Below are 15,345 nucleotides of genomic sequence, written 5' to 3'. Positions count from 1 at the left end.
TGCCCACCCTCCCCCATAGCCTTAAGGGCATGGGGGGACCCCCACCGCCCCTCGGGCGGCCCGAGTGCCCACAACGCGTGAGGGGGTGGGGAGGGGTGGGTTGTTCCGGACGCTTGCCCGTGATTTGTGGGCCGACACAGACCCCACCGGCCAACTCAACGTAACCGCGCGTCGGGCCGTAAATCATGGGTCCGGAACGGCCCACCCCGGACCACCCCCGACCCACAACGGACCCGAGGCAGGTACAAAACACCCACGGCGGGACACCCCAGCCACGTACGGCCGGGCAGCAGCCTGCTCAAACGTTCGGGCGCCATCCCGCCCCCACTCCCTTCCCGATACGCTGGCCAATATGACGCGTGCAGAGCAGCCTCCGGTTGGGAACTCCACGAACCCCGCCTCCGACGCCCTGGCCGCGGACTCCCGCGAGCGCGCCGTCCGGGCTCTCCTCAACCACGCCCCGCTGCGGCGGCTGTGGAGTGCCCAGTGCGTCAGCGGTGTCGCCGACGCCCTCGCCGTACTCGTACTGACGCTTCTCGCCCTGCAGGCGACGCTGAGCGTCGTCGTCACGGGCGGCACACCCCCCTTCGGTACCGGCTACAGCGGGGTCGCGCTCGCCGTCGCCGCCGTTTTCGCCACCCGCATACTGGCCACGCTGCTCTTCGGTGCGGTCCTGCTCGGCCCGCTGTCCTCGCTCGTCGCCCCCGGCAACGCCCTCGACCGCCGCTGGACCATGATCAGCGCCGACGGCGTCCGCCTCGCGCTACTGATCATCGCGCCGCTGTGGATCACCTGGACCCCGGACAACGCCTACGCGTACATCCTCATCACCGTCTTCCTCACCGGCGTCGCCGAGCGCTTCTGGACCGTCGCCAAGGACAGCGCCGCTCCGGCGCTCCTCCCCGCGCCGCCGCCCGAGGGTGCCGCCGTACGCCCCCTCCCCGACCACTATGACGCCCTGCGCCGCCTCTGGATCCGTACCGGCTTCCTCGCGCTCCCAGCAGCCGCCGCCGCGCTGCTCGTCATCACCCTCATCAGCAATCTGCTCGGCACGGGCATCGCCTGGTTCTCCGAGCATCAGGCAGCACTCGGCTCCTATGTCGCCGCTGGACTGTTCGCCGCGTCCGTCTCGGTCCTCTACTTCCTCCAGCTCCCCGGTACCGAGACCCCGCGCCCGCGCTCGCCGCTGGAGGGACTGCGCCGCCCCAAGACCGCGACCGGCACCGACAAGGGCCGTACCGGCGCGATTCCGCTGCTCGTGATCTCGGCTGCCGCCATCGCCGCCGCGATCGCCGCCGCCGTGGCGCTCGCCGCGCTGCACGCCGTTGACGTCGGCGGCGGCCCGGTCACCTTCGCGTTGCTGGTGCTCGGCCTGACCGGCGGCACCGCCGGCGGTATCCACTGGGCACCCAAGGTGGCCCCGGTCCTCTCCCGGCGACGGCTGCTCGCCCTGGCCATCACGGTCACCGGGCTGGCGCTGCTGGTCACCGGGCTCGCTTCCGACACCGCCACCGTGCTGCTGGCCGCCCTGCTCTCCGGCCTTGCCGCCGGTACGGCCGCGAACGCCGGGCACACCCTGCTCGACCAGGAGGTCGAGGACTTCCGCCGCCCCCGCACCACCGAGCATCTGCACGCGGTCGTACGGCTCACCATCGCCGTGAGCGCGATAACGGCCCCGGTCCTGGCGGGCCTGATCGGCGAACACCGTGTCGAGAGCGGTAAGTTCGTCTTCGAATACGGCGGCGCGGGCTTCACCCTGATGCTTGTTGGCGCCCTGCTCCTGCCGGTCGCCGCACTGGTCCTCAGCCGTGTCGATGACCGGCAGGGCGTGCCGCTGCGCCGGGACCTGGCCGACGCGGTGCGCGGCGGGGACCCGGCTCAGGCCCCGTTCCCCACCGGCTTCTTCCTCGTTCTTGAGGGCGGCGACGGCGCCGGGAAATCCACCCAGGCCGAGGCGCTTGCCGAGTGGATCCGCGGCAAGGGCCACGAGGTGGTCGTCACCCGTGAACCGGGCGCCACCCCCATAGGCAAGCGGCTGCGGTCCATCCTTCTCGATGTTTCCTCCACCGGTCTCTCCCACCGTGCCGAGGCGCTGCTCTACGCCGCCGACCGCGCCGAGCACATCGACTCCGTCGTACGGCCCGCACTGGAGCGCGGCGCCGTGGTGATCTCGGATCGCTATATCGACTCCTCCGTCGCCTACCAGGGCGCGGGCCGGGATCTGTCGCCGACCGAGATCGCCCGTATCTCGCGCTGGGCCACCGATGGGCTCGTACCGCACCTCACCGTCCTGCTGGACATCTCCCCGGAGACCGCCCGCGAGCGTTTCACCGAGGCACCGGACCGGCTGGAGTCGGAGTCCGCCGACTTCCACAAGCGGGTGCGCGCCGGCTTCCTGACGCTGGCCGCCGCAGACCCGACCCGCTATCTCGTCGTGGACGCGGGCCAGGAGCCGGAGGCGGTCACCACGGTCGTACGCCACCGGCTCGACCAGGTCCTGCCGCTGTCCGAGCAGGAGATCAACGCGCAGGAGGAGGCCCGTAAGAAGGCCGAGGAGGAACGTAAGCGGCGTGCGGCCGAGGAGGCGGCGCGTAAGGCCGAGGAGGAGCGGCTGGAGCGGGAGCGCCAGGCGCAGCTCGCCAAGCTCCGTGCCGAGGAAGAGGAGCGCCGCCGCCAGGAGGCCGAGGAGGCCCGCCACCAGGCGGAGGAGGAGCGCAAGCGCCGGGAGGCCGAGGAGCAGGTCCGCCGTGAGGAGCAGGAGCGGCTGCGCCGCCAGGCCGAGGAGGAGGCCCGGCTCCGCGCCCAGGCGGAGGAGCGTCGGCTGGAGAAGCAGCGCAAGGCCGAGGAGGCCCTGCTGAGGGCCGAACAGGCCCGTGCGGCAACGGAGTCCACACGCGACGACCGCGATAACCGCGAAACCCCCGACACCCGCGACGCCCCCGACAACGAGGACACCATCCAGGTCCCCCGCGTCCAGCCCCCGCAGCCGCCGAAGCCCCCACAGCCCCCACAGCCCGCTCAACCCGCTCAGCCCCCCGCCCGGCCGGACACTGATGAGACGGCCGTGCTGCCGCAAGTCCCCGCGGACGCCGATGAGACCGCCGTGCTGCCGCAGACCCCCGCGGCCGCGGAGCCCCAGGAGCGCACCCGCCGCCGGGAGTGGGCGGAGGAGACGCCCATGGACGACCTCCCGACCCTCGCCGATGAGCTGCTTGGCCCGCGAGAGCGCGACGAGGACCCCGAGGACGGCAGAGGCCGCCGCTGAACCAGGCGGGCCGTTCGCACCGGCGGCGGCCCGCGGTGTCAGTCGTATAGCGGACAATGGACCCCCACAGCCCAGATACGCACAGCCCAGATACGCACAGCACGTACGAGCGGCACACGCGAGCGGACCAGCAGCGGGAGGGAAGCCATGGCGGTGTGGGACGACCTGGTCGGGCAGGACCGCGCGGCGGCGCAGCTCACCGCCGCCGCGCGGGACGCGGACGCGTATGTCAGCGCCGCCGGGTCCGGCCGGCGGCCGGAGACCTCCGGCTCAGCGATGACCCACGCCTGGCTGTTCACCGGCCCGCCCGGCTCCGGCCGCGCCACGGCCGCCCGCGCCTTCGCCGCCGCGTTGCAGTGCGTCAGCCCCGACCGGCGGCTGGGCGGTGCCCCCGGCTGCGGGTTCTGCGACGGCTGCCATACGGCCCTGGTGGGCACCCACGCCGATGTCGAGGTCATCCGTACGGACCTGCTCACCATCGGCGTCAAGGAGACGCGTGAGCTGGTGCGCCGGGCCCAGCTCTCCCCGGCCGGCGGACGCTGGCAGGTGATCGTGCTGGAGGACGCCGACCGGCTCACCGAGGGCGCCGGGAACGTCCTGCTGAAGGCCATCGAGGAGCCCGCCCCCCGTACGGTTTGGCTGCTGTGCGCGCCGTCCACCGAGGACGTACTGCCGACGATCCGCTCCCGCTGCCGTCACCTCGCCCTCCGTACGCCCCCCGTCGGCGCGGTGGCCGACGTACTGGTGCGGCGTGACGGGGTCGAGCCCGAGCTGGCGATGACCGCCGCCCGGGCCACCCAGGGACATATCGGGCGGGCCCGGCGCCTGGCCACCGATGAGCGCGCCCGCGCCCGCCGGGCCGCCGTTCTCAAGCTGCCCCTCCGTGTCGACAGCGTCGGCGGCTGCCTCAAGGCCGCACAGGAGCTGATCGACACCGCCACCGAGGACGCCAAGCAGGTCGCCGGGGAGCTGGACGGCAAGGAGACCGACGAGCTGCGCACCGCCCTCGGCGGCACCGAGGGCAAGCGGATGCCGCGTGGCACGGCGGGGGTGATGAAGGAGCTGGAGGACAAGCAGAAGCGCCGCGCCACCCGCACCCAGCGCGACTCGCTGGACCTGGCGCTCACCGAGCTGACCGCCTTCTACCGTGATGTGCTGGCCCGCCAGTTGGGCACCTCGGCGGGTACCGGGGGCGGCGTGGAGCGGGACGCCGTCGAGCGGATTGCGGCCCAGAGCCGCCCTGAGCAGACCCTGCGCCGGATGGAGGCGATCCTGGAGTGCCGCCAGGCCCTGGACCGCAATGTAGCCCCGCTGCTCGCGGTAGAAGCGATGACCGTAGCACTGCGTGCGGGCTGACCGTATACGCTCCGGAATACGCTCTGGATACGACACACCCACGGGCACTGACAAGCAATGGGGCCACATCGATGGAAACGAAGCGGGTGCTCCGCACCTCCGGCACGATCCTCGCGGCGGCCGCGCTGCTCATCTCGGGGTGTACGTCGGGAAGCCCGGCTGGATCGGGATCCTCACCCCCGGCCACGGGGAAGCGTGAGTCAGGCGTGTCCAAGGTGCTTCAGCCGCTTCCGGAGCAGATCCCGGACAGTCTCAAGCCGTACTACGAGCAGAAGCTGAGCTGGCGCGACTGCGGTGCCCCCGGCTTCCAGTGCGCCACGCTCAGGGCGCCACTGGACTATGAAAAGCCCGACCCGGCCGAGGACCTGAAGCTTGCCGTCACCCGCAAGAAGGCGGACGGCTCCGGCGAGTCACTGGGCTCGCTGATGGTCAATCCGGGCGGTCCCGGCGGCTCGGCGGTCGACTATGTCCAGATGGCGGCCGGTATCGGCTTCCCGGCCGAGGTGCGCGACCGGTACGACATCGTCGGCATGGACCCGCGCGGTGTCGCCCGCAGCGAACCCATCGAATGCCTCACCGGCGACCAGATGGACCAGCACACCCAGGTCGACCTCACCCCCGACGACCAGGGCGAGATCGACGAGCTCACCTCCGCCTACGAGAAGTTCGCCGAGGGCTGCAAGAAGCAGGCGGACAAGCTCCTCGGCCATGTCTCGACGATCGAGGCCGCCCGCGATATGGACGTCCTGCGCGAGGTGCTGGGCGACAAGAAGCTGACGTACGCCGGTTTCTCCTACGGTACTTTCCTCGGCGCGACCTATGCCGGGCTCTTCCCCTCCCGCTCCGGACGGCTCGTTCTGGACGGCGCCATGGACCCGTCGCTGCCGGCGGAACAGCTCAACCGGGACCAGACCGCGGGCTTCCACACCGCCTTCACCGCCTTCGCTGAGGACTGCGTGAAACGCTCCAAGTGCCCGCTGGGCACCAAGAGCGCGCAGGACGCGGGGAAGCGACTCACCGCTTTCTTCCATCAAGTCGACAAGGAGCCGCTGGAGACCGGCGAGAAGCGCAAGCTCGGCGAGTCCCTCGCCGCCACCGGGGTTTTCCAGGCGATGTACAACGAGAGCCTCTGGGGGATGCTGCGCGACGCACTCACCGACGCCAAGAAGGGCGATGGCGCCGCCCTCCTGTCGATGGCCGACGAGTACAACCAGCGCGACGCGGACGGCTCCTACGGCAACATCATGTACGCCAACACCGCGATCAACTGCCTTGACCAGCCCGCCGCCTTCACCAGCCCGGCCGAGGTCAAAAAGGCTGTGCCGTCCTTCGAGAAGGTCTCCCCGATCTTCGGCCGCAACTTTGCCTGGGCCGCACTGAACTGCGCGGGCTGGGAGACGAAGCCCACGGGCGAGCCCAACCGGATCGAGGCCAAGGGCGCCGACCCGATCCTCGTCATCGGCACCACCCGTGACCCGGCCACCCCCTACATCTGGTCCGAGGCCCTTGCCGACCAACTCGACTCGGCCACCCTGCTCACCTACGAGGGCGACGGTCACACCGCGTATATGCGTGGCGGCCCCTGCGTCGACTCCGCGGTGAACACCTACCTCCTCGAGGGCAAGACCCCCAAGGCCAGCAAACGCTGCAAGTAACCCTCAGTGCCCCGCGGTTGCCTTGAACCCCCGAGGCACCAACCACGCCGTCAGCACCGTTACCGCAAAAACAATCCCGACCGACACATAAGCGGTAGTAGCGAGCGCCCCTTCAAACGCACGCTCCGCAGCATCAACCACAACCCGCCCCCGCTCCCCACCCACCTGCCGCCCGATATGCTCCGCGCCCCCAACAGACCCCCGCGCGATCCCCAACTCCCTTCCTTCCAATGGGAGATCAGTACCGATCATCCTCCTGGTGAAGACCGCCGCATGGATGGTCCCGAGCAGCGCCACCCCAAAACCAACCCCCATCTCATAACTCGACTCCGAAACCGCCCCCGCCTGCCCGCCCCGGTGCGCGGGCACAGCCGAGACCAGCACCGACGTAGCCGAGGTGATCGCCAGCCCATCCCCGAAGCCAAGGCACCCCAGCATCACCGCGATAACGGCATACGGCGTGGGCGTCGGCGCCAGCGCCAGCAGCGCGAAGCCCGCCCCCATCACCCCAAGCCCAGTCGCCACCAGCCCCCGCACCTCGAACCGGCGCATCAGCCGCGGCGCGGCCAGCGCCCCGACCAGCCCCGCAAGCGCCGCGGGCACGGTCCGCAGCCCTGCCTCAAACGGCGTGTACCCGTGTACATACTGCAGCCACAGTGCCACCAGATAGAGCGCGGCGCCGATCGCCAGCATCGCCATAAAGATGACCAGCGCGGCGGCGCTGAAGGCGCGATTGGCGAACAGCCGCACATCCAGCAGCGGATCCTCCAGCCGTAGCTGCCGCCGCACAAACACCCCGATCAGCAGCCCCCCAAGCGCGAGCACCGCCAGATCATCCAGTCCCAGACTCCCCTTGGCGACCCGCTTGATCCCCCACGCCAGACAGACAATGCCCACCACCGACAGCACCGCCCCAGCCCAGTCGATCCCCGCCGGATGCGGATCCCTGGACTCCCGCAACAACACAACCCCACAGACAACCGTCACCACCACGACCGGCACATTCACCCAGAACGCCGCTGACCACCCATAGCGCTCCACCAGGAACCCACCGATCAACGGCCCCACCGACGCCCCAGCCCCGGCCACCGCCGCCCAGATCCCAATGGCCATCGCCCGCTCCCGGGCATCGGTGAACGTATGGCGGATCAGCGACAGCGTCGACGGCATCACCATGGCCCCGCCAACCCCAAGCAGCACCCGCCCAGCGATCAGTTGCTCAGAACTCCCCGCAGTAGCCGCCACCACAGAAGCCACCCCGAACAGTACAAAGCCCACCAAAAAGAGCAGCTTCCGCCCCCACCGATCACTCAGCGCCCCGGCGGTCACCAGCAGCCCGCCCAGCACCAGCCCATAAATATCGATGATCCACAGCTGGGCCCGCCCACTCGGCTGAAGATCATCAATCAGTGACGGCAGCGCGATATTGAGAATGGTGGCGTCCATGGCCACCAGCAGCAGGCTGGCACACAGCACAGCAAGCGTCGCCCAGCGGGAAGACGTCCGACCCACGGGCCACCCATCCCTTCACCGCACCAACCCCAAAAGCCACATTCCCCCAACATCATCCCGCCCCCACCACCCCCCGCAACCCGTGCGGAGCACCCCTCGGAACTGTGTAGACTTATCGGCGCTGCGCCTGCCAAGCTGGCACGCACGCAGCCTGCCGCCTTAGCTCAGTCGGCCAGAGCGACGCACTCGTAATGCGTAGGTCAGGGGTTCGACTCCCCTAGGCGGCTCTCTCGGAGAAAGTGCAGGACACTCCCGGTGACCTGCACTTTCTCTGTTTTTGGAGCAAGAACGGCCCTTCCATGGCGATCATGGAAGGGCCATTGCGTGAGCGGAGTCCCCCGGTGGGGACAGCCTGGGGACACGGCGCCGGAGTCGCGTCAGTCCCCTCGACACCGGATGAGCTCGACGACCGGCCCGAGAGCCGGGCGCGCCGACGGCGTGGAAAGCGGGCAGCGTCCCCGTGGTCCCCCGAGGTGGCTGTGCGGCGCGGCCGCTCGCCGTGCCGGCTACGGAGAGCCGGGGGTTACTTCTGTGGCGCGGGTGGTCCGAGCAGCCAGTTGCCGGAAGCGTCGGGGTCGTTGCTGAAGTAGTAGTCGCGGATAGCGGCCACCATCTCTTCCTCGGTAACGTGCCCGTCGCCATCGGCATCGACCTTGTCGAAGGCCGTATCGGCGTCGTGCTCGGTGATGCCGAAGGCAGTCACGAACCAACTGCGGTATTCGTCCCGGTCCAGCCTGCCGTCGCCGTCGTGGTCTGCCATGGCCATCAAGGTGCTCACGAACGGCGCGTATGCCGCGTCGAACGCGCCGGGCTGCTTAACGATCAGCTCGGTGAACGCTCGCCGGTATTCGGCCTCGGAGACGCGGCCGTCCCCGTCGGCATCCGCGAACTTCCTTAGACCCTCCCACAGCCGCTGGCACATCTCCCGCATCTGCTGCCGCTGCGGGGAGTCCGCGGGCCGGTTGAAGGCATCCCCCAGCCGATCCGCGCCCTGCACGAAGTCGCTCCGCTCCAGGTACCCGTTGCCGTCACGGTCCCAGGTCCGAAAGCGCCGGGACAGCTTGTCATTCAGAAACTCAGACATGCCCCCGATCCTGTCCACTACCCCCAAGGCCATCCACCAGGCTTCCCCGCATGCCCCTAACGGGTGAACACGCCCCGGAAGGTGGCCACCTGGGTGGTCTCAGCGCGCTTGCGAGCGATCGTGAAGCGGGCCAGGACAGAGTAGGGGGGCCAGCTCGGACGGGGGTGGCGGTTGAGGTTCTCAGCGCTGAGGAGCGTCAGGCCGTTCCGGTCGCAGTAGTTCTTGATCCACAGCTGAACGGCCTCCATGGCGGCCTCGGGGTTGGGCTCTGGTGCGGTACCGATCTTGCCCAGCACGTCGCCGTCGGGGGTGAGTTGGGCGCCGATGGCCCAGTGCCCGCGGTAGGCGTAGAGGGTGATGCCATCGCAGTCGAGGGCGTCGTCCGGACTTCTCGTGCAGTGGAGGCGGGAGACGGGAGAGCCCGGTACCACCCAGCGCAACCAGAGCGGCCCTGCCTGAGACGGCACCGCGAAGAACCAGATCCGGGTGGAGATGCTCGCCGACGGGCGTCACGGGCGTCACGATCACTGGGGCTTTTGTCATGACTAGGTTGGGTCGTTTCCCTGCGGCGGTTGCGACCGGAACCCGTAGGTCTAGTTCTGACCTGCGGGTTTCATTTTTCTAGCCGATGACGCATCCATATTGACAATCATTTTCATTTACTGGCAGGCTTCACACCGCGCCGGTCGTCCGGCTGTGCCAACTGATGTGTGGGGAGCGACATGCCGAACGCCCGTAGCCGCAGAGAGTTCATAGGTCTGGCGGGTGCCGCCGGAGCAGCCGGGGCCCTGGTCCTCACCGGCTGTGGTGGCAGCGGCGGCGGTGGCGCGGATGCCAAGGCGTCGCCGCAGCGGGGCGGGCGGTTCCGGGCAGTGTTCGCTGGTGGGGGGAAGGCGGAGACCATCGACCCGCACGCGGAGAGCCTGGCCATCGACATGGCGCGGACCAAGGCCATGTTCGACCGGCTCGTTGAACTGGGCCCTGATATGGCGCCGGTGCCGCGGCTGGCGCGGAAGTGGGAGTCCAACAGCGAGGCCACCGTGTGGCGGTTCACGCTGCGGGACGCGCTCTTCCACGACGGTAAGAAGCTCAGCCCAGAGGATGTGCTCTTCAGCCTCGGCCGCATTCTCGACCCCAAGGCCAGCAACCACTTCGCCCAGGGACTGCTGTCCGCCATCGACCTCAAGAACTGCCGGAAGACCGGCAAGCGGACCGTCGAGATAGCGCTCAGCGAGCCCAGCGCCGAGTTCCCCGCACTGCTGGGCACCCTGGGTACCGCCATCGTCAGCTCCCGCTATGACGACCCGGCCAAGCCGGTCGGCACCGGCGCCTTCCGGCTGAAGTCCTTCGCGGCCGGCCGGTCCTTCGTCGCCGAGCGCTTCGACGACCACTGGGACGGCGGCGCGTACGTGGATGAGTTGCGGATTCTGCCCGCCGACACCGATGCCCGGGGCAACGCCCTGCGGGGCGGCGAGGCGGAGTTCGCCTACGAGATGACCCCGACGTTCGCCCGTAGCGCGGAAGCCGACCAGGGGGTTCGTATCCTCGCCGCCGAGGGCGGAGCCGCGCACGCCATCGTGATGAAGTGCGATCAGGAGCCCTTTGACGACCCGAAGGTGACGCTCGCCTTCAAGCTGCTCGCCGACCGCCGGAAGCTGGTCGATGTGGTGCTGGCGGGCCGCGGGGCGGTCGGCAACGACATGTTCGGCAAGGGCTACCAGTACTACCCCGAGGACATCCCACAGCGTGAGCGCGATGTGGATGAGGCCCGCTCGCTGCTGCGCAAGGCGGGGGCACTGAACAAGACACTGTCGTTCTACACCTCGGATGTCGCCGCCGGGTTCGTCGAGGCGGCGACCCTCTTCGCGGAGCAGGCCGCCGACGCCGGGCTGCGGGTGAAGGTGACCACCGGCTCCGCCGAGACGTACTACGCCGACCAGCTCACCAAGGGCGTCATGGGCAGCCACCGCTCCGGCGCGATGACGATTCCCAACTACATCAACGACCGGCTGCTGTCCGACTCCCCCTTCAACGCCTCCGGCTGGCGCAGGGACGACTTCGACACCACCTTCGCCAAGGCGCAGTCCACCACCGGCAAGGACGAACGCGCCAAGCTCTACTCCGGCCTGCAGCGCACCATCCACGAGGAGGGCGGCCTGCTGATGTGGGGTCACGCGGACTGGCTGAACGCCGCCTCCGCCCGGGTGCGCGGGATGAAGCCCGCGCCGCCCAACACGCTGGGTTCGGCCCGCTTCGACCAGGTGTGGCTGGCCTGACCGTGCGTGGGTACGTCCTGCAGCGCCTCGCGCTGGGCGTGGTCCAGCTGGCGCTGCTCGCGGTGCTGGTGTTCGCCCTCACCTCACTGCTGCCCGGTGACGCCGCCGCGGTGCGCTACGACGGTGACGCCACCGAAGAGCAGGTCGCCGCCCTGCGGGAGCAGCTCCAGCTGGACCGTCCCGCGCTGGAACGCTTCGCCCAGTGGGCGGGCGGCGTGCTCACCGGTGATCTCGGCACCTCACTGGTCAGCGGCGGCCCGGTGGCGGGGGTGCTGGCCGAGTCGGCCGGGGCCACCCTGGTGCTCGCCGCCGTCACCATCGCGGTGGTGGTCCCGCTCGCGATGCTGCTGGGCATCGCGTCCGGCCTGCACGAGGGCGGCCGCCTGGACCGGGCCGTCACCTCGGTCACCCTCGCCCTGAACGCCATCCCCGACTTCGTACTGGCCCTGCTGCTCATCGCGGGCCTGTCGCTGCGGCTGGGCTGGCTGCCCGCGACGTGGGTCGGTGTGGGCGGCGGCGACCTGCTCGGGCAGCCTGCCCTGCTGGTGCTGCCGGTCACGGTGGTCGCCGCGCGGATGGTCTGCCTGCTCTCCCGGCAGATACGGGCGGGCATGGTGACGGTGCTGGAGACCGGTTACGTCACCCAGGCGCGGCGCCTTGGCGTGCCGCGCCGGACGGTGCTGCTGCGCCATGTGCTGCCCAACGCGGCGGTCCCGGGCATCCAGGAACTCGCCCGGGTCGGCGACAACCTCATCGGCGGCGTGCTGATCGTGGAGGCCGTCTTCGCCATTCCCGGCGTCGCCACGGCACTGGTGCGCGCCGTTGAGGCCAGGGACGTGCCCACCGTGCAGGGTCTGACGCTCGTACTGGCGGTCGCGGCGCTGCTGTTCAGCCTGGCGGCGGACCTGGTGTGCCACCGCCTGGTACCGAGGACGGAGGCCCTTCGGTGAGGCGCTCGCGAATACCTCTGCCGGTGGTGTCCATGGGTGGGCTGCTGCTGGTGCTGCCGGTCGGCATGGCGCTGTTCGGCCCGCTGTTCGCGGAACCGGCGGCCCCCGGGGCGGGAGCGCCCTATGCGGCCGGAGGCGCGGAACACCCGCTCGGCACGGACGGCTTGGGCCGCGATGTGCTCGCCCTGCTGCTGCTCGGCGGCCGCAGTGCGCTGGGCATGGCGATCGGCGCGGTGGCGGTCGCCTGTCTGGTGGGCGGCATCGTAGGCCTGGCGGCGGCCTCCACCCGGCGCCGCTGGGCCGACGAACTGCTGATCCGCCCCCTGGACGTGCTGCTGCCGCTGCCCACGCTGCTGGTCATCAGCGTGGTGGCGGTGGGGTGGCGCGGCTCCCCGGTCGCGATCACGCTGGCCGTCGGGGTCGTCAACGTACCGCCCGTGGCCCGGCTGGTGCGCGCTGCGGCGCTGGAGGCGGCCAGCAGCCCGGTGGCCGAGGCGCTGCGGGTGCAGGGCGAGTCCCGGGCGCGTATCCAACTCGACTGGGTCGCGCGCTCGGCGCTCTCCCCGGTCGCCGCCGACATCGGCACCCGGATCACCTTCGCCGTCTTCCTGGTCGGCTCCGCCAACTTCCTCGGCCTGGGCCTGGATCCGACCGCACCGGACTGGGCGGTGAGCATTTCCCGGAGCCGGGAGGCGCTGCTGCTCCAGCCATGGGCGGTGCTGGCACCCGCCGCGATGCTCGTCATGTTCACCGTGGGGCTCAACCTGCTCGCCGACCGGCTGCTGGCCCACAACCGCCGTACGCGGGAGGTCCGATGAACCCCGTCATCACGGTGCGCGGGCTCACCGCGCGCACCGGCGACGCCGTGCTGCTCGACGGGGTGGACTTCGAGGTCCACGCGGGTCGGGTCACCGCGCTGGTCGGTCCCTCGGGCAGCGGCAAGACCACGGCCGCCCTGGCGCTCCTGGGGGAGGCCGGACCCGGCGTACGGCTGGGCGGGCGGGTGGCCGTCGACGGCGTAGCGGTCGTGGACGGTGACGGGACCACGGAGCAGGCCCCCGGGGTACGCGGGCGGGTGGTCGCGTATATGCCGCAGCACCCCGGCAGCACCCTCAACCCTGCCCGCCGGACCGGCAGCGTGCTGGCCGAGCTCGCCCGGCTGCACCACGGTGCCGCCGGGCAGGCCGCCGTCACCGAGGCGCTGCGGTCCGCCCAGCTGCCGCCGGGCCGGGACACCGAGCGCCGCTTCCCGCACCAGTTCTCCGGTGGCCAGCGCCAGCGCGTCGCGCTCGCCCAGACCCTGGTCTGCCGCCCCCGCGTACTCATCCTGGACGAGCCGAGCACCGGCCTCGATACGGTCACCCGGATGCGGCTGGCCGGAGAGCTGGCTGAGCTGGCCCGGACGGGCCTGGGGATCCTGCTGCTCAGCCACGACCACGACCTGGTACGTACGCTGGCCGACCACGTGGTGGTGCTCGGCGGCGGACGCGTGACCGGACACGCGCTGCCCGACCGCCGCCCGCTGACCCGCACCGTGGCGCCCGGACCGCCCCCCGCCCCCGCCCCCGCCGACGCCGCGCAGCCACCGGTGCCGCCGGTACCACCGGTGCTGCGGGTCAGGGGACTTACGGCCTATGTGCGCACCCGGCGCCGTGACCCGGTGCTGCATGCCGTGGACCTGGCGCTGCCCGCCGGCGGCTGCGTGGGCGTGGCCGGGCTCTCCGGCGGCGGCAAGACGACCCTCGCCCGGTGTATCGCCGGACTCCACGAGCGTTACCGCGGCCAGGTGCTGCTGGACGGCGCCGCGCTGCCCGTACTGCGCCGCCGTACCCGGGAGCAGAAACGGCGGGTGCAGTACGTCTGGCAGGAGGTGCGCGGCTCCTTCGACGAACGCCGCCCTGTCGCCGAACAGGTTGCCCGTACCCGTATTCGGCTGCACGGGCAGAGCCCGGGCGAGGCGCGGGAGGAAGCCCTGGCGCTGCTCACCCGGCTCGGCCTGGCCCCCGGCGCCGCCCAGCGCCGCCCCGGCGGGCTGTCCGGCGGCGAACTCCAGCGGGCCGCCCTGGCCCGCGCCCTTCTGGCCGCCCCCGATGTGCTGATCTGCGACGAGATCACCACTGCCCTGGACCCCGAGGCCAGGGACGCCGTCCTCGCCGAACTCTCCCGGCTCCGCGCCGAACATGGCACCGCGCTGCTCTGGGTCAGCCACGATCTGGAGCTTCTGGCGGCCCTCGCCCAGCACATTGTCGTCATCGACGGCGGCCACGTCGTGGAAAGCGGCGCGGCAGGGCAGGTGCTGCACCACCCGCAAGCCGACATCACCCGGCAACTCGTGTGTGCCATGGGCCCGTTGGTCACCCCATCGGCCCAACCGGCCCCCTCGGCCCCCGACCGGGCCGCCGTATCCGCCCCCGGCACCTGACGCCGGGAGACCCCCGCCCACCGCAGATCAACGGAGGAACCTTGCCCGAGCCCGAAGCCCGAACTGAAGCCCGATCCGAAGCCCGATCCGAATCCCATACCGGCGCCCGGGAGCTGCTCGCCAGCTTGCCCGGCACCCTCCCGCTGGCGGAGGTCCTCGCCCTCAACAGCCATACCACCGACATCCACACGCACCGCACCTACGCCTACAACGGCTGGACCTTCGAGCTGCCGCCCGGCGTCTTCCGCCCGGACGCCAGCAGCCGCATCGTCCACGACCGGCTGCTGGACGGCACCATTGAGCTGGCCGGACGCTCGTACGCGGCGATAGGCGCCGGCGCCGGAGTCGAGGCCGTCATCGCCGGAACCAGGGAAGCCCGTGAGATCTACGCGGCGGACATCCACCCCGACAGCGTCGCCACCGCGGCCGGGCACTACGAACGGATCGTCGGCGAGCGCCCGGAGACCCTCTTCCACCCGCTGGTCTCCAACCTCTTCGAGGAGTTCCCCGGCTCCGTCCGGCTGGACGTCATCACCTTCAACCCGCCCGCGGTCAGCGTGAAGACCAGCGACGACCCGACGGTGATCCGCAACGTCTGCGTCGGCACCGACATCGTGACGCGCTTCTTCGACCAGCTCACCGACCGGAAGCTGCTCGCGCCCGGCGGTGAGGTCTACCTGGTCATGTCCAATACCGCCCAGCTGAAGGAGATCACCGGCTACGCCATGGACGCGGGGTTCACGCCCGAGGTGCTGCACCGCCAAGCCCGGGAGGACGACAACCGCCAGGCGTACTTCTTCAAGCTCCGCGCCGACAGCTGAGGGG

At 70.8% G+C, this 15,345-nt stretch carries 11 protein-coding genes and 1 tRNA gene; 9 read left to right on the top strand and 3 right to left on the bottom strand.

Translation table 11 applies throughout. The features are described 5' to 3' along the window. Nucleotides 1-352 precede the first annotated feature (352 nt). From tmk to test1122_RS11585, 3 genes are all read left to right on the top strand, one after another. The gene (gene tmk, locus test1122_RS11595) at nucleotides 353-3,265 is read left to right on the top strand and encodes a dTMP kinase (protein ID WP_232269099.1); all 2,913 of its coding nucleotides are present in this window, start codon (nucleotides 353-355) and stop codon (nucleotides 3,263-3,265) included. Nucleotides 3,266-3,412: 147 nt separating this feature from the next. Beyond that, a complete protein-coding gene (locus test1122_RS11590; RefSeq protein WP_232269098.1) occupies nucleotides 3,413-4,621 on the top strand; it encodes a DNA polymerase III subunit delta' in 1,209 nt (402 codons plus the stop codon). Nucleotides 4,622-4,692: 71 nt separating this feature from the next. Then, nucleotides 4,693-6,276, top strand: coding sequence for an alpha/beta hydrolase (locus test1122_RS11585; protein ID WP_232269097.1), 1,584 nt, complete (start codon nucleotides 4,693-4,695; stop codon nucleotides 6,274-6,276). A 3-nt stretch (nucleotides 6,277-6,279) separates the two neighbouring features. Here test1122_RS11585 and test1122_RS11580 read toward each other — a convergent pair whose 3' ends face one another. Further along, nucleotides 6,280-7,752 (bottom strand): MFS transporter, encoded by a 1,473-nt coding sequence (locus test1122_RS11580; protein ID WP_277879899.1) that lies wholly within the window; start codon nucleotides 7,750-7,752, stop codon nucleotides 6,280-6,282. Between the two features lie 189 nt (nucleotides 7,753-7,941). Between test1122_RS11580 and test1122_RS11575 the strand changes: the two genes are divergently transcribed. After that, nucleotides 7,942-8,015 (top strand) — tRNA-Thr (locus test1122_RS11575). A gap of 296 nt (nucleotides 8,016-8,311) precedes the next feature. On the opposite strand, the gene test1122_RS11570 is transcribed toward test1122_RS11575, so the two are convergent. Further along, nucleotides 8,312-8,872, bottom strand: a complete 561-nt coding sequence (locus test1122_RS11570) for an EF-hand domain-containing protein (protein WP_232269096.1) — start codon at nucleotides 8,870-8,872, stop codon at nucleotides 8,312-8,314. A 56-nt stretch (nucleotides 8,873-8,928) separates the two neighbouring features. Next, a complete protein-coding gene (locus test1122_RS11565; protein WP_232269095.1) occupies nucleotides 8,929-9,339 on the bottom strand; it encodes a hypothetical protein in 411 nt (136 codons plus the stop codon). 255 nt (nucleotides 9,340-9,594) lie between these two features. Here test1122_RS11565 and test1122_RS11560 point away from each other — a divergent pair, with 255 nt between their 5' ends. From test1122_RS11560 to test1122_RS11540, 5 genes are all read left to right on the top strand, one after another. Next, on the top strand, nucleotides 9,595-11,148 hold the full coding sequence (locus test1122_RS11560; protein WP_232269094.1) for an ABC transporter substrate-binding protein: 1,554 nt from the start codon (nucleotides 9,595-9,597) through the stop codon (nucleotides 11,146-11,148). A 2-nt stretch (nucleotides 11,149-11,150) separates the two neighbouring features. Then, the gene (locus test1122_RS11555; RefSeq protein WP_232269093.1) at nucleotides 11,151-12,098 is read left to right on the top strand and encodes an ABC transporter permease; all 948 of its coding nucleotides are present in this window, start codon (nucleotides 11,151-11,153) and stop codon (nucleotides 12,096-12,098) included. Further along, the gene (locus test1122_RS11550; RefSeq protein WP_232269092.1) at nucleotides 12,095-12,916 is read left to right on the top strand and encodes an ABC transporter permease; all 822 of its coding nucleotides are present in this window, start codon (nucleotides 12,095-12,097) and stop codon (nucleotides 12,914-12,916) included. Before test1122_RS11555 ends, test1122_RS11550 begins: the two co-directional genes overlap by 4 nt. Continuing rightward, on the top strand, nucleotides 12,913-14,520 hold the full coding sequence (locus tag test1122_RS11545) for an ABC transporter ATP-binding protein (RefSeq protein ID WP_232269091.1): 1,608 nt from the start codon (nucleotides 12,913-12,915) through the stop codon (nucleotides 14,518-14,520). Before test1122_RS11550 ends, test1122_RS11545 begins: the two co-directional genes overlap by 4 nt. 125 nt (nucleotides 14,521-14,645) lie before the next feature. Next, complete coding sequence (locus test1122_RS11540; protein WP_232269090.1) at nucleotides 14,646-15,341, top strand: methyltransferase; 696 nt, start codon at nucleotides 14,646-14,648, stop codon at nucleotides 15,339-15,341. Nucleotides 15,342-15,345 lie beyond the last annotated feature (4 nt).

Source organism: Streptomyces gobiensis, assembly GCF_021216675.1.
Taxonomy (GTDB): Bacteria; Actinomycetota; Actinomycetes; order Streptomycetales; family Streptomycetaceae; genus Streptomyces; species Streptomyces gobiensis.
Note: the sequence above shows the minus strand (reverse complement) of the source record. Positions and strands in the feature narration are given on the sequence as shown.